This window comes from Mycetocola miduiensis, assembly GCF_900115155.1.
Taxonomy (GTDB): Bacteria; Actinomycetota; Actinomycetes; order Actinomycetales; family Microbacteriaceae; genus Mycetocola_A; species Mycetocola_A miduiensis.
In genome coordinates, this window is the sequence record NZ_FOVM01000011.1 from 1 (window position 1) to 22,832 (window position 22,832).

At 66.8% G+C, this 22,832-nt stretch carries 19 protein-coding genes and 1 tRNA gene; 11 read left to right on the plus strand and 9 right to left on the minus strand.

Features of this window, described 5'->3' with window-relative positions; translation table 11 throughout:
• Positions 1–332 (plus strand): integrase core domain-containing protein (locus BM197_RS14960; RefSeq protein ID WP_143095089.1); only part of this gene is annotated, 332 nt, incomplete at its 5' end.
• Here BM197_RS14960 and BM197_RS14965 read toward each other — a convergent pair.
• Both BM197_RS14965 and BM197_RS14970 read right to left on the minus strand, forming a co-directional pair.
• The gene (locus BM197_RS14965) at positions 329–1,498 is read right to left on the minus strand and encodes a methyltransferase (protein ID WP_090712967.1); all 1,170 of its coding nucleotides are present in this window, start codon (positions 1,496–1,498) and stop codon (positions 329–331) included. The genes BM197_RS14960 and BM197_RS14965 overlap by 4 nt on opposite strands.
• Positions 1,499–1,679: 181 nt before the next feature.
• Positions 1,680–3,095, minus strand: coding sequence for an HNH endonuclease signature motif containing protein (locus tag BM197_RS14970; RefSeq protein ID WP_090712970.1), 1,416 nt, complete (start codon positions 3,093–3,095; stop codon positions 1,680–1,682).
• A gap of 161 nt (positions 3,096–3,256) precedes the next feature.
• Between BM197_RS14970 and BM197_RS14975 the strand changes: the two genes are divergently transcribed.
• The 4 genes from BM197_RS14975 (at position 3,257) to BM197_RS16385 (ending at position 9,289) form a co-directional block, all read left to right on the plus strand.
• Positions 3,257–4,033: a hypothetical protein gene (locus tag BM197_RS14975; RefSeq protein WP_177216858.1), complete on the plus strand. Its 777-nt coding sequence runs from the start codon at positions 3,257–3,259 to the stop codon at positions 4,031–4,033.
• A complete protein-coding gene (locus tag BM197_RS14980) occupies positions 4,030–5,604 on the plus strand; it encodes a DNA polymerase Y family protein (protein WP_090712971.1) in 1,575 nt (524 codons plus the stop codon). The genes BM197_RS14975 and BM197_RS14980 overlap by 4 nt, the downstream gene beginning before the upstream one ends.
• A 23-nt stretch (positions 5,605–5,627) precedes the next feature.
• Positions 5,628–9,068, plus strand: a complete 3,441-nt coding sequence (locus BM197_RS14985; RefSeq protein ID WP_090712973.1) for an error-prone DNA polymerase — start codon at positions 5,628–5,630, stop codon at positions 9,066–9,068.
• A gap of 62 nt (positions 9,069–9,130) precedes the next feature.
• The gene (locus BM197_RS16385) at positions 9,131–9,289 is read left to right on the plus strand and encodes a hypothetical protein (RefSeq protein WP_177216859.1); all 159 of its coding nucleotides are present in this window, start codon (positions 9,131–9,133) and stop codon (positions 9,287–9,289) included.
• A gap of 485 nt (positions 9,290–9,774) precedes the next feature.
• Here BM197_RS16385 and BM197_RS14990 read toward each other — a convergent pair.
• Positions 9,775–9,847 (minus strand) — tRNA-Lys (locus BM197_RS14990).
• A 102-nt stretch (positions 9,848–9,949) separates the two neighbouring features.
• Here BM197_RS14990 and BM197_RS14995 point away from each other — a divergent pair.
• From BM197_RS14995 to BM197_RS15020, 6 genes are all read left to right on the plus strand, one after another.
• A complete protein-coding gene (locus tag BM197_RS14995; RefSeq protein WP_090712975.1) occupies positions 9,950–10,579 on the plus strand; it encodes a DNA-directed RNA polymerase subunit beta in 630 nt (209 codons plus the stop codon).
• 42 nt (positions 10,580–10,621) lie between these two features.
• Positions 10,622–12,202 carry a bifunctional phosphatase PAP2/diacylglycerol kinase family protein gene (locus tag BM197_RS15000; protein ID WP_090712977.1) on the plus strand — a complete coding sequence of 527 codons (1,581 nt, stop codon included), beginning with the start codon at positions 10,622–10,624 and terminating at the stop codon, positions 12,200–12,202.
• Between the two features lie 323 nt (positions 12,203–12,525).
• Positions 12,526–12,975, plus strand: a complete 450-nt coding sequence (locus BM197_RS15005) for a cupredoxin domain-containing protein (RefSeq protein WP_090712978.1) — start codon at positions 12,526–12,528, stop codon at positions 12,973–12,975.
• A gap of 74 nt (positions 12,976–13,049) precedes the next feature.
• Positions 13,050–13,745, plus strand: coding sequence for a hypothetical protein (locus BM197_RS15010; protein WP_090712980.1), 696 nt, complete (start codon positions 13,050–13,052; stop codon positions 13,743–13,745).
• A gap of 83 nt (positions 13,746–13,828) precedes the next feature.
• Complete coding sequence (gene sigK / locus BM197_RS15015) at positions 13,829–14,428, plus strand: ECF RNA polymerase sigma factor SigK (protein ID WP_090712982.1); 600 nt, start codon at positions 13,829–13,831, stop codon at positions 14,426–14,428.
• Positions 14,425–15,342: an anti-sigma factor gene (locus BM197_RS15020; protein ID WP_090712984.1), complete on the plus strand. Its 918-nt coding sequence runs from the start codon at positions 14,425–14,427 to the stop codon at positions 15,340–15,342. Before sigK ends, BM197_RS15020 begins: the two co-directional genes overlap by 4 nt.
• 78 nt (positions 15,343–15,420) lie before the next feature.
• On the opposite strand, the gene pstB is transcribed toward BM197_RS15020, so the two are convergent.
• From pstB to BM197_RS15050, 6 genes are all read right to left on the minus strand, one after another.
• Positions 15,421–16,200, minus strand: coding sequence for a phosphate ABC transporter ATP-binding protein PstB (gene pstB, locus BM197_RS15025; RefSeq protein WP_090712987.1), 780 nt, complete (start codon positions 16,198–16,200; stop codon positions 15,421–15,423).
• Positions 16,201–16,214: 14 nt separating this feature from the next.
• Entirely contained in the window at positions 16,215–17,267 is a 1,053-nt protein-coding gene (gene pstA, locus BM197_RS15030; RefSeq protein WP_090713132.1) for a phosphate ABC transporter permease PstA, read from the minus strand.
• An 89-nt stretch (positions 17,268–17,356) separates the two neighbouring features.
• The gene (gene pstC / locus BM197_RS15035; RefSeq protein WP_090712989.1) at positions 17,357–18,322 is read right to left on the minus strand and encodes a phosphate ABC transporter permease subunit PstC; all 966 of its coding nucleotides are present in this window, start codon (positions 18,320–18,322) and stop codon (positions 17,357–17,359) included.
• Between the two features lie 115 nt (positions 18,323–18,437).
• A complete protein-coding gene (locus BM197_RS15040; protein WP_425435742.1) occupies positions 18,438–19,541 on the minus strand; it encodes a phosphate ABC transporter substrate-binding protein PstS in 1,104 nt (367 codons plus the stop codon).
• A 139-nt stretch (positions 19,542–19,680) separates the two neighbouring features.
• Complete coding sequence (locus BM197_RS15045) at positions 19,681–20,616, minus strand: NUDIX hydrolase (RefSeq protein WP_090712993.1); 936 nt, start codon at positions 20,614–20,616, stop codon at positions 19,681–19,683.
• Positions 20,613–22,787 carry an RNA degradosome polyphosphate kinase gene (locus tag BM197_RS15050; RefSeq protein WP_090712995.1) on the minus strand — a complete coding sequence of 725 codons (2,175 nt, stop codon included), beginning with the start codon at positions 22,785–22,787 and terminating at the stop codon, positions 20,613–20,615. Before BM197_RS15050 ends, BM197_RS15045 begins: the two co-directional genes overlap by 4 nt.
• Between the last annotated feature and the right edge of the window lie 45 nt (positions 22,788–22,832).

Genomic DNA, 22,832 nt, shown 5'->3' on the forward strand with positions numbered 1-22,832 from the left:
GGTTCGCCGCCCGCGGCGTGACGGTCGAACGCGTGCTTTCTGACAACGGCTCTGCCTACAAATCTCACCTCTGGCGCGACACCTGCTCCGAGCTTGGCGTCAAAGCGAAGAAGACCCGCCCTTACCGTCCACAGACGAACGGGAAGATCGAACGCTTCCACCGCACTCTCGCCGACGGTTGGGCATTCAGCAAGCACTACCCAACGGAATCAGCCCGCCGGAACGCGCTCCCGGCCTGGCTCCACGAATACAATCACCACAGACCCCACACCGCCATCGGAGGCCACCCACCCATTAGCCGGCTAACTAACCTGCCTGTGCAGTACACCTAGGACGCCGGATTCGCCGCCAGGCGCCAGAGCGAGGTCACTTCTGCCGCGCGTGCCGCATACAGCGGGTCCGTGGCATCCGTCGCCCGAGCGTGCGTCGGTCTGGTGTCCATTCGCGCAATCACGGTGAGCCCGGCGTCGTCGATGGCGTCAAGCAGGTCGCCGCGTGAGCGGAGCCCGAACCGTTCAGCGATGTCGGAGATCACGAGCCAGCCTTCGCCGCGGGGTGTCAGGTGCTCGGCCAGCCCGGAGAGGAAGCCGGCGAGCATCTGCCCGTCGTCGTCGTACACGGCGAAGTCCGTTGCGGTCTTCGGTATCGCCGGGATCCACGGCGGGTTGCAGGCGACGATGTCGGCGCGGCCGGGCGGAAACAGGTTCGCCTGCACGACGGTGACGGAATCCGCGTAGCCGAGGGTCTCGAGGTTCTCGCGCGCGCAAGCGATGGCCCGGGGGTCCATGTCTGTGGCGGTGATCGAACGGATGCCACGCGAGGCAAGGATCGCAGACAGTACGCCGGTCCCTGTGCCGATGTCGAACGCGGTTGCGGCATCCGGGGGAAGCGGTGCCGTCGCGACGAGGTCGAGGTATTCACCGCGGACGGGCGAGAAGACACCGTAGTGGGGGTGGATCCGGGCACCGAGGGCCGGCACGGGAACCCCCGTCGTGCGCCATTCGTCGGCGCCGATCACACCGAGAAGCTCGCGCAACGAGAGGACGGATGCCTCGTTCACGGCGCCCCAGACGTGGGAGGCGGCACGGCGGATGTCGGGGGAGCGACGGAGCGGGATGGTTCCGTCGGCTGCCAGCGGGACGAGGAGCATGCCCAGGATTGTTGCCCGGCGAAGCGCGTCTTCCCGCGAGCGGTGAAAGGCGGCGGTGATGTTGTCGTTCTTCGGTCGGGGAGAGTCCGCCAGGCGCCTGCCCATTGCGCTGAGCAGCTGCCTTGCGTTGTGGAAGTCGCCTTTCCACAGGATGGCGGTTCCCGCTGACGCAAGACTGAACGCCGCCTCAGCCGTCAAGTCCTCGTCGCCGAGTAGAACGGTGGCCGGGGCCGGCCAGCCGCTTTCAGAGCGCCAGAGGGCTGAGCGAGGAGTGCCGTCTTCCAGCCACGAGATCTGTGCGGGCGCACTGGTTCTGGCGGCTTCGGGGGCGTGCGTCCTCTCGGACATGTGTCTGCTTTCGGGATTTTTCGCTTGCGCGGGTCCAGTCAGTATCGCACGCCGTTGTGTGCCCGGAATGATCGGGATGAGACGCGCCGGTAATGTTCCGTCATCCTCGGCGCTTGGTCATTCGCGACGCTCGATCATTCACGAGGGCGCGGTTCGCTTCGGTGCCGCAGGCAGGGTTTTCTTAGCGTTGGAGCCAGTCGGGTGGGACGACGCGGGGTTTGCCGTTGTCGACGGTGATGGTCCATTCGCCGAAGTCGAGCATGCGGTGGTGGTACCAGCAGAGCAGGATCCCGTTGATCACGTCGGTTTGTCCGCCGTCTGACCATTCCTGGATGTGGTGTGCTTCGGTGGCTGTGGCGGGGATGGTGCAGTCTTTCACCGCGCAGGTGGGGCCGTCGCGGGCGATCATGCCGAGGCGTTGGAGCCGGTTGAAGGTGCGGTTCTCGGTGCCGAGCGCGACGAGCGCACCGTCTGGGTCGAGGAACGCGGGAACGGTGCTGGCGTCGCAGAGGATCTGGCGAATCGTGGAGTACGGCACCGGGTCCTGGATCCCGACGATCGTGCCGGTGCCGGTCTTCTTCTGCAGCACGTCGGCGGTGACGGTGACGACGACGGTGGGCGCGGCACCGGTGACGGTGGGGGCATCGGTGGAGCGGGCGAGGGAATCGATCATCGCCGCGAACACGTCGGCGCGTTGCTGGCCCGGTGTGCGGCGATCCTTCGTCAACTCCCGTTCGGCTTCTTCTTGCTCCGCCCGTTCTTGGTTGGACAGGAACCGGGGTGCGGTCCTCGGGGAGAGGATCGCGTCGAGCAGGGCGAGCAGTTTCGCTCCGACGTCGATGGTGACTTTGCCGCCGAACCCGATCAACCCGTTCTCCGGGTGCCGGCTGACCCAGAGTTCTCGTTGCTCGAACGCCGCTTTCGCCCGCGGTTCGATGCCGTCTTCGTCGAGGGCGTCCCGCCACACCCGGGCCTGCACCGCGACGAGGTCCGCCGACAACGGGGCCCCGCCGGGGTGGGTCGCTCCGGTCGCTTCACCGACCAGGGTGGCTTCGGCGACGGTGAGGGCGTCGACCTTCGCCCGGGGTGCCGCTTTGCCCAGTTCGGTGCTGATCGTGTCGGCGGTGTCGATGCCGAGCAGTCCCGCCCGGAACGCTTCACCGACGATCGGGAACAACGGCGGTAACGGCAGCCCGGTGTCGGTGGCCCGGTCGAACACCCGACCGCCGACCCGGATCAGCCGCGACGCGGTGCGGGCGGACACCCCGCTGACCTGCTCGATGAGTTGCGATGCCCGGTGGTGCCCGTGCCGGGCGGCGAGACCAGCGGAGCCGCGGGCCGGGTCCGAGCGCACCGCGATCTCGTTCGCCACCTCCGCGAGCGTCGCTTCACATCGCCGAAGTGCACGGGCGGCGTCCGACGCTAATTGCAACAGTTCTTCACCCGACAGCGACCCGAGCAACCCCGGCGAACCAGCGCCGGCAACTCCAACACCGGAAGCGCTCCCGCGCGCCCCAGACTCCCGCGCCCCAGACTCCCGCGCCCCAGACTCCAATGGCGTCTTCGCCGGGCGGGCCTTCGTTGGCGGGATGTTCATGCACTAAGTGAACCAGCGACCACCGACATTGACCCCGCCGAAACCCCCGGTATGAGGCTCCCTGTGGATAAGTCGCACAGACTTATTCGCTTGAGAAATGCGACTCTCCCGGGCCGTTTCGCCCGATTGACTTAATCGAACGTGTGTTCGACTATTAACGTATGTCCCTGTCCGTCGCTACTCCTCGACCCCCGGTTTTTGCCGGCGCACCGGCGCCGGTCGAAACCGCTGCGAACCAGGTCGCGGAGTTGCAGGCACGCATCCGGGGAATGCAGCGCACCCGGATAGATTCACACGGGCTACCGACATCCCCCGGCATCGCGGAGCTGCTGCCGGGCGGGGTGCTTCGTGCTGGCGCCGCCTACTCGGTCCACGAATCAACCAGTCTCGCCCTCGCCCTCCTCGCCGGCCCCAGCGCGGCCGGGGCCTGGTGCGGCGTCGTCGGCCTGCCCGCCCTCGGCGTCGAAGCAGCGGCAGCGGCAGGTATCGACCTCGACCGGCTCGTGCTCGTGCCCGAACCGGGGGAGCAGTGGCTGCAGGTCACAGCAGCCCTCGCCGACGTCGTCACCGTCGTGCTCGCCCGACCGCCGGCCTCGCTCTCCGCCGCGGAAGTGGCGAGGCTCGGCTCCCGGCTGCGCCAGCGGGGATCCACCCTGGTCGCCCTCGGCGAATGGCCGCAGAGCGAGGCGACGCTGCGGGTGTCAGACGACCGGTGGATGGGACTCGGCGACGGCCACGGCTTCCTGGCCGCCCGCCGGGTGACCGTGTCGGTCAGCGGGCGCACACTCACCGGCAAGCCACGGCGCAAGCAGTTGTGGCTCCCAGACACCGAACAGGTCGTCCGCCCGGCAGGGCTCGCCGGCGTGCCCACCAGGCCCGTGCCCGCCCAGCCCGTGCCCGCCACCCCCGTGCGATTCGACGAGGCGGCCGTCTCATGACCGCATCGATGTCACCGGTACGGAGCATCCTCCTCTGGTGCCCGGACTGGCCGACCAACGCCGCTGCGGCAGAACTCGGTCTCGCCCCTGGCGCCCCGCTTGCCCTGATCGAACGGGGTGACGTGTTCGCCTGTTCAGCGGCGGCCCGCAGCGAAGGGGTGCGTCGCGGGCTCCGCGTGCGCGAAGCCCAGTCCCGCTGCACCGACCTTGTCGTGCTGCCGTACGACCCGGTGCTCGACCACCGGGTGTTCGAACCGGTCGTGGCCGCCGTCGAGCAGATCGTGCCCGGTGTCGAGCTCTCCCGCCCAGGCACGTGCGTGATGCGTGCCCGCGGGCCGAGCCGGTATTACGGCGGAGAACGACAGGCAGCCCAGGCACTGCTCGACACCCTCGCCGGTGTTGGTGTCTCCGATGCGCGGGTGGGAATCGCCGACGGCCCGTTCGCCGCCGAGCAGGCAGCGAAGCTGCACTCGCCGACGGTGACGGATGCCATCCGCATCGTCCCGGCCGGAAGATCTCCGGAGTTCCTCGCCCCGTTCGGTGTCGAACTCCTTGAGCGCCCCGAACTGGCCACGTTGCTGCGCCGGCTCGGCATCCACACCCTCGGCAGTTTTGCCGCGCTCGACGACATGCAGGTCCGTGACCGGTTCGGGCCTCACGGAGTGCTCGCCCACCGGCTCGCCTCCGGATTCGACCCGAGCGATGTCGACGCCCGGGTGCCTCCCGCCGACCACTCCAGCGTCCTGGAATTCGAACCGCCGCTCGACCGGGTCGACCAGATCGCCTTCGCGTTCCGCACCGCCGCCGAAGAATTCGTGGCGAGGCTGCAGGCGTCATCACTCGTGGCGACCGCCATCCGCATCAATGTCTCCACCGAGAACGGAGACTCCCGGTCTCGCACCTGGTTGCATCCTCGGTGGTTCACAGCCGGCGACGTGCTCGACCGGGTGCGCTGGCAGGTGCAGGGCGCTGGCCTCGCCGAAAGCGGGCTGAACAGTGCCATCACCCGGCTCCGGGTGGAACCGGAGAGCGTCGACCCGGCAGGCAACCACGAAGCCGGGCTGTACGGCGGCGCAACCGATGAACGGATTCACTCGGGCCTCTCCCGGGTGCAGAGCATGGTCGGTCACACCGGAGTGCTCACCGCCCGCATCGCCGGCGGCAGGCAGCCGTCTGATCGCCGAATCCTCGTGCCGTGGGGCGACCTGCCGCCGGGCGGGGAGGCATCCGTTCGCGCATCGCAGGCGCTGCCCTGGCCGGGCCGGGTGCCTGGACCACCGCCGGCGACCGTGTTTCCCGAGCGTCGTCGTGTCCTCGTCTCCGGCACTGGAGGTGCTGACGTCGCCGTCGACGACCGGGGCGAGCTTTCCGCCGTCCCCGTGTCGTTCGCGGAGCCCGGCGGCAGGCCCGGTGCGGTCTCGGCGTGGGCGGGCCCGTGGCCGGTCACCGAACGCTGGTGGGATGCCGGCGGCCGGCGGCTGAACCGGTTCCAGCTCGTCGATGAGAGTGGGGGAGCCTGGCTCCTCGTCCTCGACGATTCCGGCTGGTGGGCGGAGGCCCGCTATGACTGACACCGCTGAAAGGAGGAATTCGCATGGGCTGGCATAACCCTCCGGTGCCGTGGTCCGAGTTCGAACGCGCCCTCTCGGACGCCAGCCGACCCGGTTCGCCTCCCACCGGGGTGGACGGCGGCGACAGCCCGGCCTGGTCTCGCAAGCGACTGGCTTACATTCCCGAGGCGACCCCCGAGCCCGTCGCCGAAGCGGTGCCATACGTCGAACTGCACGCCCACTCCAACTTCAGCTTTCTCGACGGTGCTTCATCACCAGAGAAGCTCGTCGAGGAGGCAGCGCGGCTGGGTCTCGACGGCCTCGCCCTCACCGACCACGACGGGTTGTACGGCATCGTCCGTCTTGCCGAGGCGGCCGAAGCCCACCCGGGGCTCCGCACGATCTTCGGCGCTGAACTGTCGATCGGCCTGAGTAAACCGCAGAACGGCGAACCCGACCCCGAGGGCACCCACCTCGTCGTGCTCGCCCGGCGGGAGGAGGGCTACCACCGCCTCGCCGGTGCGATCACCGCGGCGCACCTCGCGGCCGGGGCCGAGAAAGGCAAACCCTGCTATGACATCGCCGACCTCGCCTCCGCAGCCGATGGCACCTGGCTGGTGCTCAGCGGATGCCGCAAGGGCGCGGTCAGGAAGGCGCTCGCCGCCGAGGGCGCAGAAGGCGCGCGACGGGAACTCGCCGAACTCGTCCGGCTGTTCGGCGACGGTAACGTCGTCGTCGAACTCGTCGACCACGGCAACCCGGAGGACACCACCTCCAATGACACCCTCGCGGCCGTCGCCGCCGAGCTCGGGCTACCGGTCGTCGCAACGACTGGGGCGCACTACGCAACGCCGGCGCAGTATCCGCTCGCTTCGGCGCTCGCCGCGGTGAGGGCACGGAGAAGCCTCGACGACCTCGACGGCTGGCTGCCGGCATCCGGTGCCGCACACCTGCGGAGTGGCGCCGAGATGGCCCGCCGGTTCGCCCGTTACCCCGGTGCCGTCGCCCGCACCGTCGAGATCGCCGACGAGCTGGCCTTCCGGTTGCGCAGCGTGAAGCCAGGGCTGCCGCTCCAGGAGGTTCCGGAGGGCCACACGCCGATGAGCTGGCTGCGGGAACTCACCTGGCAGGGTGCTGCGAGACGCTACCCGGATGCCGACGCCTCCGTCACCGAACGGATCCGACGGGAACTCGAGGTGATCGAGCAGAAGGACTTCCCCGGCTACTTCCTCATCGTCCATGAAATCGTGCAGTTCGCCCGCAGCCGCGGCATCCTCTGCCAGGGCAGGGGATCAGCGGCCAATTCGGCGGTCTGCTACCTGCTCGACATCACCGCGGTCGACTCGATCGCCTACGGGTTGCCGTTCGAACGGTTCCTTTCCAGCATGCGTGACGAGGAACCAGATATCGACGTCGACTTCGACTCCGACCGGCGTGAAGAGGTGATCCAGCACGTCTACGAGAAATACGGCCGGTTCAACGCCGCCCAGGTGGCGAACGTCATCACCTACCGGCCGAAGTTCGCGGTGCGCGACATGGCGAAGGCGCTCGGCCACAGCCCAGGGCAGCAGGACGCCTGGTCGAAACAGGTGGAGCGCTGGGGTGCGATCACCTCGAGCGACGACCACGACATCCCCCAGCCGGTGGTGGATCTCGCCCAGCAGGTGCTGACTTTTCCCCGTCATCTCGGCATCCATTCCGGTGGCATGGTGCTCACCGACCGCCCCGTAGGCGAAGTATGCCCGATCGAGCATGCACGGATGGACGGGCGGACGGTGCTGCAGTGGGACAAGGACGACTGCGCCTGGATGGGCCTCGTCAAGTTCGACCTGCTCGGTCTCGGCATGCTCGCCGCTCTCCAGTACTCCTTCGACCTCGCCGATGAGCACTGCGGGGAACGGTGGGACCTGCAGTCCATGCCGAAGGAAGAACAGGGGGTGTACGACCAGCTCTGCCGCGCGGACACCGTCGGCGTGTTCCAGGTGGAGAGCCGGGCGCAGATGGGCATGCTGCCCCGGTTGCAGCCGAGACGTTTCTACGACCTGGTGATCCAGATCGCGATGGTGCGGCCAGGGCCCATCCAGGGCGGTGCGGTGCATCCGTACATTCGCAGGCGCACCGGGGGAGAACCTGTCACCTACCTGCATCCGGATCTTGAACCGGTGCTCAAACGCACCCTCGGGGTTCCGTTGTTCCAGGAGCAGCTCATGCAGATGGCCATGGTCGTCGGCGGCTGCACCGGTGAGGACGCCGACCTGCTGCGGCGAGCGATGGGCTCGAAGCGGGGCCAGGAGAAGATCGAGTCGCTCAAGGCCAAGCTTTACGAAGGGATGGCGGCCAACGGGATCACCGGTGAGGACGCCGACACCATCTACCTGAAAATCCAGGCCTTCGCGAACTTCGGTTTCGCCGAAAGCCACTCGATCAGCTTCGCCCTGCTCGTCTATGCGAGCGCGTGGATGCGGCTTCACTACCCAGCGGCGTTCCTGGCCGCCCTGTTGCGGGCGCAGCCGATGGGGTTCTACTCGCCGCAGTCGCTCGTCGCGGATGCCACGCGGCACGGTGTGGAGACGTTGCGTCCCGACATCCTGCTCTCCGGGGTGGAGGCGGGGCTCGCCCTTCGGCGCGGCCGCCAGCGGCCTTGCTCAGGGACCGAAAGTGAGACGAGCCCACCGCACGTAACAGGCCTCGACGCCTGCCTCGACCCGCACCAGCCCACGGTCCAGGCTTTTGACCGGTCAGCGCCGTTCGACCCGGCCGAGCACAGACGCGACGGGCGTTACGCGGTCCGGCTCGGGCTCGCCTCTGTCACCTCGATCGGCGTCCGCAAGGCGGAGCAGATCGTGGCCGAGCGGGAACGCGGCGGCGACTACCGCGACATGCGTGACCTCTCCCGGCGGGTCGGCCTCAACTCCGCCCAGCTCGAAGCGCTCGCGGCAGCCGGGGCTTTCGACACGTTCGGGCTGTCGAGGCGAGGCGCGTTGTGGGACGCCGAGCAGGCGTCCCAGGAGCGCCCAGACCAGTTGCAGGGCAGCCACCTCACTGTGCAACCTCCGCTGTTCGCCATGCTCACCGACGAAGAGCAGGTGGTCAGCGACCTGTGGTCGACCGGGATCACCCCAGACGATCACCCGATCCGGCATGTCCGGAGTGCGCTGGCCGAGCGGGGTGTGAAGAGCGCTGCCCAGCTCAAGACCACCGAATCCGGGCGGAGGATCGAGGTCGGTGGTGTCGTGACCCACCGGCAGCGCCCGGCGACGGCGAGCGGCATCACCTTCGTCAACCTCGAGGATGAGACAGGGCTGGTCAACGTGATCTGCAGTGTCGGTGTGTGGGGGCGTTACCGGAGGACCGCTCGAGAGGCGCCGGCGATGATCGTGCGCGGCATCCTCGAGCGGTCACCTGATGGCATCATCAACCTGCTGGCCGACCGGCTCGAGCCTCTCTCGCTCAGCGCCAGGACCCGCTCCAGAGACTTCCAGTGACCCGGCGCTGTCTCTTTACGACCGGCGCCACCGACTCCAAGAACTTTCGATAGACTGGCCGCATGGCTTTCGTCCTCTCCTTCGCGCTGTTCCTGGCTGGCATCTTCCTCTTCTATTTCGCGTTCACCGTCGAAAGCTTCCAGGCCATCATCTTCTTCGCGGGCATCCTGTCGATCTCGCTGTCCTTCGGTATCCCGGCCCACGTTCTCGCCAGGCGCTAGAACGACCTGCTAGACGAGGTCGTCGAGCGGCCTCACCCGTCAACGGCCAGCAGATGACCCATCCGGTTGCGTTTCGTCCGCAGGTACTCACGGTTGGCCGGGTCTCGCCTGCGGAAGTCTTGAGCTCGGCTGTCGAAGAGTCCGACCGCACCGGAGCGCCGATCGGCGAGACATTGCGCCGTGTCTGCTGGCGCAGAGCCACCCGCAGACGATCTGCGGTGCGAACGTCGCGATGCTGCGGGGGGCCGCTGACGGAGTGGGCGAGTGGGACCGCCGGGTCGATTTCGAGCCGCGGGCGGATGGGTACTGCTGCGTGCACGTTGTGCCTGTTGCCCCCAGATCATCCGAACCGGATGAGTTTGCCGATAGCACGCCGTCCATAAACTGACCCGCGCGTCGTACTGAGCGTCGATGTCCGCGCTCATGTCGATGTCTGCGCTCATGACGATGTCCGCGGTCAGTACGATCTCTGCGCGCATACAGGGTGGGCCCCGCCGGGCTCGAACCGGCGACCCGCGGATTAAAAGTCCGATGCTCTACCAACTGAGCTAGAGGCCCCAACACAGTTAATCTACCGGTTCCCGCTGGACGTTGTGACCACCCACACGCAGTGAGCGCGGAGTACCGTTAACCGTTGCCCATTGCGAAAGGGGAAAACTCATGGCTGACGAGTTCCACAAGCCCACCAAATTTCCCGGCAAAATCTTCGAGTCGTTCGTCGGCGGGATCGACCCGGCCGAGTCGAGCCGCATCGCCCACGAGACGGCGATGGCGCTGCTCGCGCGAGTTCGCGTCGACCCCGACCCGGATGTTGTCGAGCGGCTCGTGGCGTACACCGACGAGAACGGCATCGACACGATCGCCGAGCTGTGGTCGCGGGCGACGCCGCGAAGCCTGCCGGGCGCGCTCTGGCGGATCTACCTGCTGCGGCTGATGATCCGTGAAGACCCGCACGAGTCGAGCTACCTTTTCCAGCGGGGGAGCGAGATCATCGGCACGATCGACCCTGTCGTGGCCGGAGCGTCGATGCCGACCGGCCCCGACGAGATCATTACCCTCGCCGATCAGATTCTCCGCGGCATCTTCGAAGGCGACTTCGCGGTCGCCCTGGAGAGAGCGGCAGCGTTCTGCCGGGTGTCAGCGGCAGGCAGTGCGAGCGTCGCCGACGATTCGGATGCCGCCGAACCGACCCGGTCGGCGGCGCTCACCACCCGCGCCCTCAGGCTGTCGACCCTCGCCGACGAGCTCTCTAGCTGTGCCAGGCTCTGGCGGCACGAGTCGCTCGACTGACCCTTACCGCGCGGCCGCGCCGCTCACTACTACTGTTGCGTTATGAGCCCGAGCCGTTTGGCACATCCGCTTCTTCTCCTGAGGCGGGTCGTCGTCCTGCCCGCCTGGGTTCGGCGCCTTGACGCTGCGGCCGGTCGCCGCATCAACGCCAGGAAGGTGCATCCCCTCCTCGATCGGGGATTCGTCCGGCTGTCGCACTTCGCCGACCGGGGTGTCCTCTGGTTCACCGCTGCTGCCGTCCTCGTCCTGCTGACCCGGTACCGCGCCGCGCTGCGCGGAGTGGCGTCGCTCACGGTGGCCAGCGCGCTCGCCAACCTGGTCGGCAAGCAGATTTTCGGTGGGGACCGGCCACTTCTCAAGGACATTCCGATCGGGCGCCGCCTCGCGAAGCACCCCGAATCCGGGTCGTTCCCGTCCGGTCATTCCGCAAGCGCCGCTGCTTTCGCAACGGGCGTGGCGCTTGAGTCGCCGCAGATCGGGGCGGTGACGGCTCCTGTCGCCGGGGCGGTCGCCTACTCCCGGCTGCACACCGGTGCGCACTGGCTCTCCGACGTCCTCGGTGGCGTCGCCATCGGGGCAGGCGTTGCTTTCCTCGGCAGGCTACTTGTTCCAGTTCCGCGGCGCACACCGGAGCGGCACGGCGGAACCCCGACCCCGCTTCCAGCCGCCCCCACCGGGGAGGGATTGTTCCTGGTCCGGAATCGCGCATCCGGTCGCGCCGTCGTCACCCGACCGGACCCCGCCCCCACTCTGGCCCGCCTGCTGCCCGATGCCCGAATCCACCTCCTCACTGAGGGAGAAGACGTCTCAGCGGTCGTCCGGGCGGCGCTCGACGCCGAGCCGAGACCCCGCATCCTCGGGGTCTGCGCCGGCGACGGCACAGTGGCATCCGTCGCCCACCTGGCGCGAGAGGCAGGACTACCGCTCCTCGTCGTGCCGGGCGGTACGTTCAACCACTTCGCGCGGACCGCCGGCGTGGAGTCCATCGAGGATGCCGTCGGCGCGCTCGCCGCCGGCGAAGGACTGGTCGTCGACGTCGGCGAATTGCGCCTCGGCACAGGGGAGCCCGAAACGGTACTCAACGCGGCATCCGTGGGGATCTACCCCGACTTCGTTGCCGAGCGCGAAGAACGCGAAGTCCTTCTCGGCAAATGGGTGGCTGGCATCGTCTCGGCGATCCTCGTGCTGCGGCGAGCGGAACCGGTCGAGCTCGTCCTGGATGGCCGCCCGATCCGGGCCTGGTCGCTGTTCGTCGGCATCAACCGCAACCATGCGATCATTCCGGCGCCGCTGCAACGCCGCCGGCTGGACGACGGTGTGCTCGACATCCGGATCCTGCACGCGCACAGCCGTGCCCACGCGGTCGCCGCTCTGTCGTTCGGCCGGAGGATGAGCGCCATCCTCGCCCGGCTGCGACTGATGCCTGTTGGTTCGACCGTTGAGTCGTTCACGGTGGAGAACCTCGTCACAGCAGTACTGCCGCGCGAGGGCCAGGCGCCGGGCTTCGCGCACGACGGCGAGGTTCAACGCGAGGTGGGCGACGGCGGGATGCCGCTGGGCGGCTACCTCTCGACGGTAAGCATCGTGGAGGGCGGGCTTCGGATCTACGCACCGCACCGGTGACGCCGCAGGCTGGTGTCTCTCAATCGAACCGAAGCGAGTGACACAGGACAAATACCGATCCCGCCGCAAGTCAAGTGTGTTCGCGCGGCGAGAACACGGACTATCGCTCGCCCTCGGTTGCTACACTTGTTCAAGCCGGGCCGCATAACCCCGGGCTCCAATTTTTGCCGCCGCGAGCGGCCTTCCGCCGAGAGGCGTTTTGCGGCCCGGCACCTTCAGTTAACGCGCGGGTTCGACCGCAGCCGCGGACTCGCGAGGCTGACAGTTCCCTGAGATCCGACATCCGGGGCAAACCAGTTCACATCCCGCGCCGAATCGCTTGCATGACTTCACTGCTTCGGTTCCGCACCCGCATCGCCCTCCCGGCGGCGCTCGCGCTGTCGCTCGCCGGGCTCAGCCTCACCGGCTGCGCATCGGGCGAACCCGGATCAACGAAGCCAGGCGGTTCGAGCCCGACATCGTCGGCTGTGAACAGCGACGTCACCCTGGTGAGCCTCAACTTCATGCCGGAGACCCTCACGGTCTCTGCCAGAGACACGGTCACCTGGGTCAACGGAGAATCCATCACCCACACCATCACGAGTGGGGCCTTCTCCGACGTCGACGAGACCACGGGCCTTCGCGGTAGCGAAACGTCCGATGGCCTCTTCGACGAGCGACTCGGCCAGAAAGGTGGCACGTTCTCGTACACCTTTGAGACCGCCGGGACCTACCCATACTTCTGCGACATCCATGACGGCATGAACGCCACCGTGGTCGTCGAAGAGGGATGATCGCCGACGCTGGCGATCGAATCCAACCACCCCCGTCACATCCGCCCGCTAGGGCACATTCCAAGGAGAACGTCATGAAAAAGGCAACACCCCTCGTCGGCGCAGCGCTCGCCGCAGCTCTGCTCCTCTCCGGATGCAGCATGGGCGCCGCGAACGACTCCATGTCGAGCGGTACATCGTCGAGCGACGAGAAAGCCGCCGCCAGCGCCGAAACGGTCGACACTGTCAACAGTGACGGCGCCGGACTCCGAGCCGGGCTGACCGCGCTATTCAGCGACCACGTCTACCTGGCCGGCGCGGCCATCCACGCCGCCCTCGCCGCAAACGGCGACCTGACCGAAGCGAAGACCGCCGGAGCCGTCGCAGCGCTCGACGCCAACTCGGTGGACATCGCCGCCGCCGTCGGTTCGGTCTACCCGGATGCCGAGGAGCCGTTCCTCGAGTCCTGGCGCGAGCACATCGGGTTCTTCGTCAACTACACGATCGGAAAGGCCACGGGCGACCAGGCCGGAGCCGACGCCGCCGTTGCCGACCTGACAGAGTACGCGGCAAGCTTCGGCGAGCTGCTCAACTCGGTCGTACCGACCCTCCCGGCGGATGCTGTCGAGGAAGCGCTCGGGATGCACGCGACGTCGCTCATCGCGGCGATCGACGCGGACATCGCCGGCGACCCGCAGTACTACACCCTCCTGAAGGAAGCAGCCGGCCACATGCCGATGACCGCAACGGCTATCGCAGGCGCCATTGCTGAAGATCAGGACATCGAATAACACGTCCCGAACGTGAAGGGCGGGCGACGGTATTAGATCGTCGCCCGCCCGAGCGGCGTCTGCGTATCGTCGGGGAACCTGACATGCTAGTTCTTGTGGAAAATGCACAAGGTACCGAGAGCGACGTGGCTGCCGGCCCGTCGACGCTCGAGGAACTACTCGGGCGCGTCGCGACCGGAGACCAGCAGGCATTCGCTTCCCTGTACGACCTGCTTGCACCTCGGGTTCTCGGGCTGATCCGCAAGGTGCTGCTTGACCATGCCCAGTCCGAGGAAGTCGCACAGGAGGTCTTCCTCGAGATCTGGCAGAACGCTACCCGCTTCGAACCGGGAAGGGGCGCCGCCGCCTCCTGGATTCTGACGATCGCCCACCGCCGGGCGATCGACCGGGTCCGGGCATCACAGGCTGGCCGGGACCGAGACGTGAGGATCGGAATCCGGGATTTCCCCACCGCATTCGACTCAGTAGCCGAATCGGCGGAGATCTCCGTCGAACACGAGAGAGTGAGCCGGGCCATGGCGAACCTCACCGAGATACAGCGACAGGCTGTCTCTCTGGCCTACTACGGCGGATACAGCCAAAGCGAGGTGGCCGACATCCTGTCGGTTCCCCTTGGAACAGTGAAGACCCGTCTGCGTGACGGGATGATGAGACTACGAGACGAGATGGGGGTGGCATCATGACCGAGAACCGCGATCCGGCAGAACTCGCGGGAGCGTACGCCCTCGACGCGCTGAGTGCCGACGAGAAGGCAGAATACGAACGTCACCTCGCCTCGTCCGCCGACGCACGCCGCGAGTCCGAGAGCCTTGCAGCGACCGCGGCAATGCTCGGCTTCGACGCTGACCCGGTCCAGCCGTCAGCAGGCCTTCGCGCCAGTGTGCTTGACGCGATCGCGTCCACCCCACAACTGCCCGAAATAACGGTCCCTGTTATGGATGCCGCAGGGCCGGTAGCGGATGCCGCGGCCCCGGCAGTCAGCCAGGCACCGGTCGCAGCGACCGACGAAGGCGCCCCGAAGGCGCAGCCCGTCCGGCCGACGTCACAGCCTGCAGCACCGACCACCAAGGCCGCCACCGCCCGGTCGGCGTCGGGTAACGCCGAGCGCAAAGCCAGCCGACGGTGGTACACGCAGCCGCTCGCCGCTGTGGCTGCCGCCGCGGCCCTCGTCGTCGTGCTTCTCGGTGTCAACGGGCTCACCAGCGCGTTCAACAACGGCAATGGCCTCCCCGAGGCGCTGCAGCTCGCGCACATCAATGCCCAGCCTGACGCCCAGCGGGAGACCGTGAGGCTGACCAACATCAACGACGACAAACGCGTCGTCGCCACTCTGGTCTGGTCGGGGGAGCTCGGCCAGTCGGCGCTCGTCGTCGACGGACTCGCCTCACTCAGCGACGAACAGATCTACGAGCTCTGGTACATCGGCGAGGACGGGGCTACCCCTGCCGGAACCTTCAACACGACCGGGACCGGCGACAGCTGGCGGATCCTCGAAGGTGCCATGGAAGCCGGCGACGCCGTCGGCGTGACCGTGGAACCGGCGGGCGGTTCGGAGCAGCCCACCACAGACCCGCTCATCGTCGTCCACACGGCGTAGCGCAAAACCACGAAAGCAGGAGATCCGATCGGATCTCCTGCTTTCTGCTGCCCCCCGGCCGAACTCGGAACGCGGATGTTATCCGAAGCGCCCCGAGACGTAGTCCTCAGTCGCCTGCACGCTCGGCTGAGTGAAAATCGTGTTCGTGTCGTCGTACTCGATGAGTTTGCCCGGCTTGCCGGTCCCGGCGATGTTGAAGAAAGCGGTGCGGTCAGAAACCCGTGACGCCTGCTGCATGTTGTGGGTGACGATCACAATCGTGTACTCGTTTTTGAGTTCCTCGATGAGGTCTTCGATGGCGAGCGTCGAGATCGGGTCGAGGGCCGAGCACGGCTCGTCCATCAGCAGCACGTCCGGTTCAACGGCAATGGCACGAGCGATGCAGAGCCGCTGCTGCTGGCCACCGGAGAGACTGGAGCCGGGCTTGTCGAGCCGGTCCTTGACCTCTTTCCACAGGTTCGCTCCCTGAAGTGATTTCTCGACGAGGTCGTCTGCGGTCGACTTCGGCATGCGGCGATTGTTGAGCGTCACGCCGGCGAGAACATTTTCGCGGATCGACATCGTCGGGAACGGGTTCGGCCGCTGGAAAACCATGCCGATGTTCCGGCGGACGAGCACAGGGTCGACGCCAGGTCCGTAGAGGTTGTCGCCGTCGACGAGGACTTCGCCCTCGACGCGTGCGCCGGGGATGACCTCGTGCATGCGGTTGAGCGTGCGGATGAACGTCGATTTGCCGCAGCCGGACGGCCCGATGAAGGCGGTGACGCTTCGCGGTTCGATGGTGAGGGAGACGTCTTCGACCGCGAGGAACTTGCTGTAGTAGACGTTGAGGTCTTTGACTTCGATGCGCTTGGACATGGTTTCCTTTGGTGCTAACGGCCGAGCTTGGGGGAGAAGGCGCGGGCGACGAGTCTCGCGATGAGGTTGAGTGCCATCACGATGAGGATGAGGGTGAGGGCGGCAGCCCAGGCGCGGTCGAGGTACGCCTGTGCGTCGGTGCCCTGGCTCACGTATGAGCTGTAGACGAAGACCGGCAGGCTCTGCATGCGGCCGTCGAAGGGGTTGTAGTTCATGTTTGCGGTGAACCCGGCGGCGACCAGGAGGGGAGCGGTTTCTCCGATAACGCGGGCGATGGCGAGCATGACGCCGGTCGTGATTCCCGCGATCGAGGTGGGCAGGACCACCTTGAGGATGGTCAGCCACTTGGGTACCCCGAGGGCGAACGCCGCTTCGCGGAGTTCGTTGGGCACGAGGCGCAGCATCTCTTCGCTTGAGCGGACGACAACGGGGATCATCAGCACGCTGAGCGCAACCGCGCCGGCGATACCGAGCCGGATGCCAGGTCCGAAGAAGATGGCGAAGAGCGCGTAGGCGAAGAGGCCCGCGACGATCGACGGGATGCCGGTCATGACGTCGACGAAGAACGTGATCGCCCGGGCGAGGGCGCCGCGGCCGTACTCCACGAGGTAGATCGACGTGAGCAAGCCGATGGGAACGGAAATGAGCGCGGCGATGCCGGTCATGATGAGCGTTCCGACGATTGCGTGGAGCGCACCGCCTCCCTCGCCGACGACGTTGCGCATCGACTCGGTGAACAGCTGGACGTCGAACCGTGCCGTACCGCGGGAGAGGACTGTGATGAAGAGCGAGACCAGGGGCGCCAGTGCGATGATGAACGCGCTGGAGACGAGCGTGGTGACGAGGCGGTCCTTGGCCTGGCGGCCGCCCTCGACGAGGAGGGCGGTGAGGTAGATCGCCACGCCGTTGAGCACGCCGGTGAGAACGACCGCGCCCGCGACGTTGAAGCCGCCGCCGGATGCCACCTGAACCAGCGCGAAAATCGCAATGCTCACCAGCAGCGAGGCGCCGAGGACGATCCACGGGACGCTCTTGCCGAGTCGGCCGCTGGCGTAGACGTTGGGCATCGCTCCGGAGCCGGTGCCTGGTTTCGACCCCTGGCCGGAACCCGACGCGGGGCCGGATCGCTGGAGCGGGGCAGTTTCTGTCTGTGCCATTAGTTCGCTCCCGAGAATTCCTTGCGGCGGTTGATGATGTATCGCGCGATCGCATTCACCGCGAGGGTGATGGCGAACAGCATCAGGCCGGTGGCAATGAGGACGTTGACGTTGAGCCCGTACGCCTCGGGGAAGCTGAGGGCGATGTTTGCTGCGATAGTGCTCGGGTTCGACGACGTGAGAAGCGCGAAGCTGATGATCCCTGAGGAGGAGAGCACCATGGCCACGGCCATCGTCTCACCGAGTGCGCGGCCGAGACCGAGCATGGCGGCGGAGACGACGCCGGCGCGGCCGAACGGCAGGACGGTCATGCGGATCATTTCCCACCGGGTCGCGCCGAGGGCGAGTGCGGCTTCTTCGTGGAGGACCGGAGTCTGGAGGAAGACCTCCCGGCTGAGCGCCGTGATGATCGGGAGGATCATCACCGCGAGGACGACCGCCGCCGTGAGGATCGTGCGGCCGGTGCCGGAAGCAGGCGGGGCGAAGAGCGGAATCCAGCCAAGATTCTCGGTCAACCAGAGGTAGAACGGCTGCACCAGCGGAGCGAGCGTGTTTGCGCCCCAGAGGCCGAAGACGACGGAGGGGACGGCCGCGAGGAGGTCGACGACATAGCCGAGGCCCTGGGCGAGCCGGCGCGGCGCGTAGTGCGAGATGAAAAGGGCGATGCCGATGGCAACGGGGACGGCCATGACGAGCGCGAGCGCCGATGCCCACAGCGTCCCGAAAATCAACGGCCAGACGTAGGTCCAGAAGGTTTCACCTGACGTGAAGATCGAAATGTCTTCGGGGTTCTCGGTGAGGGCCGGAACGCTCTGCAGCACCAGGAAGGCGGCGACGGCGGCGAGAGTTGCGAGGATGAGAGCGCCCGCGGTGAGCGTCGATCCCGAGAAAATTCGGTCGCCGAGGCGCTGAACGGGCTTGGAAGGCGGGGCGCTTTCGGTGCGGGCAACCGCTGGCGACGACATCTGAGGGGTTCCCCCTGGGGTTCGGGTAAAGATGGGCGGGGAGATTACGAGGACCGTAACCGGTGCAACCCCGGTTGTGACCTGGGCAGGCCACAACCGGGGTCAACGGGAGTTGTTACTTGATGAGTTCGATGGCTGCCGCGGACTTCTCGGCGATGTCGGACGAGATCGGAGCTGAGCCGGCGGCTTCCGCGCTGACCTGCTGTCCTTCTTCGCTCACAATATAGCTGAAGTACTCCTTGACGAGCTTGGCCGATTCGGCGTCTTCGTACTCGGTGCAGCCGATCAGGTAACTGATCAGGACGATCGGGTAGACACCGGCCGCGGTCGATGCGCGGTCGAGCTCGATCGCGAGGTCACCCTCGCCACGGCCTTCAGCGGCAGGCGACGCGTCGACGATCGCGGCGGCGGCTTCAGCAGAGTACGGGACGTACTCCTCGCCGACCTTCACGGAGACGGTGCCGAGTTCACCGGCGCGAGACGCGTCGGCGTAACCGATCGTGCCGGTGCCTGTGGTGACCGCGTCGATGACGCCGGAGGTCTGCTGTGCAGCCTCGCCGCCGGTGACGGCATCCGGCCACACGCCGTCAGCTTCCCAGCTCCACACGTCGGGTGCGGTGACGTTGAGGTAGTCGGTGAAGTTCTCAGTGGTTCCCGAGTCGTCTGCACGGTGGACGGGAGTGATCGCCTGGTCAGGCAGCTGTGCGTCGGGGTTCTGGGAGACGATGGCGTCGTCGTTCCACTTGGTGATGGTGCCGGCGAAGATGCCTGCGATGGTAGCCGGGTCGAGGTCGAGGCTGTCGACGCCGTCGAGGTTGAAGACGACGGCAATCGGCGAGATGTACGCGGGGAGTTCGACAAGCCCTGTACCGGGGACGCACGCTGCGAAGTTGTCTTCGGCGAGTTCCTCGTCCCTGAACGCACGGTCGGAACCGGCGAAAGCGCTGCCGCCGGCGATGAACGTGTCGCGCCCTGCGCCGGAACCGGCGGGGTCGTACTCAACGGTGACGTCGGCGTGCATTCCCTGGAATGCGGCAACCCAGGCTTCCTGGGCCGACTGCTGCGATGACGCGCCGCCGCCGACGAGGGTGCCGGTGAGCTCGCTGGCCGCGCTGTCGGTGCCTCCGGCAGCCTGTCCTTCGTTTGCTGCGCAGGAGGTCAGGGTTAGTGCGGCGAGTGCTGCGACGGCCGCGACGCGGCCGAACTTGGTGAACTTCACGAAAATTGTGTCCATTCATTGTGATTTCGGGACGGACCGGTGCAGGCCCACGAAGTACGTTAGGCATCCGGCTTAACGAGAGTCCCTCACAATGGTGAACGGAAGGTTAACGGCATCCGACGGCTCCCGCGACATCGCCTCAGGCGCGCGGTTCGTGGGTTTCGATCGAGATAATTCCCGAGCTCGGATTCGTCGCGGACAGGTGCACGATGCTGAACGCGCCGGTGGGCAGGTCCGCCGCGCTGGACAGGTAGGAGCCAGAGAGACTCCCGGTGGCCAGTGCGATTTCCCGCAGGATCTCGGGCAGAACGGGCCCATGGCTGCACAGCACGGCGGTCTTGCGCGATTTCACGCGTTTGCCGACGACTTTACGGACGTCCGCTTCGCCGCGCTCCCATGCGTCCTGGCTGATCAGATCGGTGCGGCGCAGATCCAGCCCGGACGCCGCGGCGAGGGGCGCTGCGGTTGTCACGCACCTCACAGCCGTGCTCGAGACGATCCGCCGCACGCCGAACGCCTGCAGCGTCGGCACGATGCTTGCGGCCTGCTCGACGCCGCGCGCGGTCAGTGGACGCAGGGCGTCCGGTCCCGACCACGCGGATGCCGCAAGCGCCTTACCGTGCCTAAGCGCGATGATTGCGAAGGTGGAGGTGACGCCTTCCTCGAGCAGCTTCATGAACGTGTCGAGGATTTCGAGGTCGGGGGCATGGCTCAGGTAGGTGCGGGCTTTGCGGGGCAGCACCCACTCCAGGGCGGCCACTTCACTGTTCGGCACGAAGGTTGACGACCGGACGGCAGCGTCGCTGACTTCGGCGGCCCAGTAGTGCACGATCTTTTCCCGGCCGGATGACAGCGGGTACCGGGAGACTCCGAGGGGCGCCCCGAGCACCACGGCCAGTCCGGTCTCCTCGAGGATCTCGCGTACCGCGGTCTGCGGCAGTGATTCTCCGGGGTCGACCTTGCCCTTGGGGAGGGAAACATCCGCGTACTTGGTGCGGTGGATGACGAGGATGTGCACTTTGCCGTCGATTCGGCGCCAGCATAATGCGCCCGCTGCGTAGATCGCCGTCGTCACCGTCGCGCCCTCGGCCGGCGCCGGAGACTCGTCTTGAGCATCAGCCGATCCTGGATGTCGACGAGCGGAAGGCCGGATTCATCGGTTGAGTGACGTTCCCAGACGCCGTTCGCATTGAGGTGCCACGTCGACGTGTTGTCGTCCATGGCCGTGTCGAAAAGGCTCGCGATCTCGGCGAGGTGCGCGGGGGCGGTCAAGCGGACCAGCGCTTCAACCCGGCGGTCGAGGTTCCGGTGCATCATGTCGGCGCTTCCGATGAAGACGTGCGGGTCGCCGTCATTGACGAACGAGAAGATCCGGGAGTGCTCGAGGAAGCGACCGAGGATGGAGCGCACGCGAATGGTCTCGCTCATGCCCTTCTGACCAGGTTTGAGCCCGCAGATTCCGCGCACCCAGATGTCGATCGGCACACCGGCCTGGCTGGCGCGGTAGAGCCCGTCGATGATCGCTTCGTCGACCATTGAGTTGACCTTGATCCGGATCCCGCTCGGCTTGCCCGCCTCCGCGTTCCGGCGTTCCTGGTCGATGTGCTTGAGCAGGCCCTTCCGCAGGTGGAGCGGAGCGACGAGGAGCCGTTTGAACTTCTTCTCGATGGCGTACCCGGAGAGTTCGTTGAACAGCCGGGTGAGGTCCTTGCCGACCTGGGCATCCGCGGTGAACAGGCCGAGGTCCTCGTAGATCCGGCTGGTCTTCGGGTTGTAGTTGCCCGTGCCGATGTGGCTGTAGTGCTTGAGCGTTCCTTTTTCCTCACGGATGACGAGGGCGAGCTTGCAGTGGGTTTTCAGCCCGACGAGTCCGTACACGACGTGCACACCCGCCTTCTCCAGTTTGCGAGCCCAGGTGATGTTCGCCTGCTCGTCGAAGCGGGCCTTGATCTCAACGAGCGCGAGGACCTGCTTGCCGGCCTCGGCCGCGTCGATGAGAGCCTCGACGATGGGGGAGTCGCCCGATGTGCGGTACAGCGTCTGTTTGATGGCGAGCACCTGGGGGTCGGCTGCGGCTTGCTCGAGGAACGCCTGCACGCTCGTGGCGAAGGACTCGTACGGGTGGTGGACGAGGACGTCCTGCTGGGCGATCGCCCGGAAGATGTCGGCTTTGCTGTTCGGCTCAACCGGCTGGAACTGCGCGACGGTGGTCGGTACGCGCGGCGGGTAACGCAGGTCGGGGCGGTCGATTCCTGACAGGCTGAACAGGCCGCCGAGGTCGAGCGGTGCGGGGAGGCGGTATACCTCCTGGTCGGTGACGTCGAGCTCACGCACGAGCAGGTCGAGGGTCACATCGTCCATGTCCTCGGTGATCTCCAGCCGGATCGGCGGGCCGAACCGGCGTCGGAGGAGCTCCTTCTCCAGGGCCTGGATGAGGTTCTCGGTCTCGTCCTCTTCGATTTCGACGTCTTCGTTGCGGGTGACCCGGAAGACGTGGTGCTCGATGATCTCCATGCCGGGGAACAGGTCGCCGAGGTGGTTGGCGATGAGGTCTTCGAGCGGGATGTATCGCACCGAGTCGAGGGAGGCGGACGGGTCGACCGGCACGAACCGGGGGAGCATCTGCGGGACCTTGAGCCTCGCGAACTCCTGACGACCGGTTTTTGAGTTACGTACCCGAACGGCGAGGTTGAGTGAGAGCCCCGAGATGTAGGGGAACGGGTGCGCGGGGTCGACGGCCAACGGCATGAGGACGGGGAAAATCTGCTGTCCGAAGTAGTCCCGAAGGCTCTCGCGGTCGTCGTCGTTGAGAGAGTCCCAGGTGACGACGTTCACGCCTGCGGCGGTGAGGTCCGGTTTGACCAGTTCGGACCACGCGCGGGCATGGCGGGCCTGGAGTTCGTGCGCCTTGTCGGAGATATCACTGAGCACGTCGGCCGGGGCACGGCCAACGTTCGTGGGAACAGCGAGTCCGGTGAGCACACGGCGCTTGAGCCCGGCGACACGGACCATGAAGAATTCGTCGAGGTTCGACGCGAAAATGGCGAGGAAGTTGGCCCGCTCGAGCGTCGGCACCGTCGGGTCTTCAGCCAGCTCAAGGACCCGCTGGTTGAATGCCAGCCAGCTCACTTCCCGGTCGAGGTAACGGCCCTCAGGAAGCGCTGGATCGTCCCGCTCGAACACCGGGTCGAAGTCGTCGTCGTCGCCGCCGAGTCCCGAGTCATGCGCGATGCTCTGTGTTGCCATCCCAACATCTTGTCACGGTGAACACGGTTACGCGCCAGGTGGCGA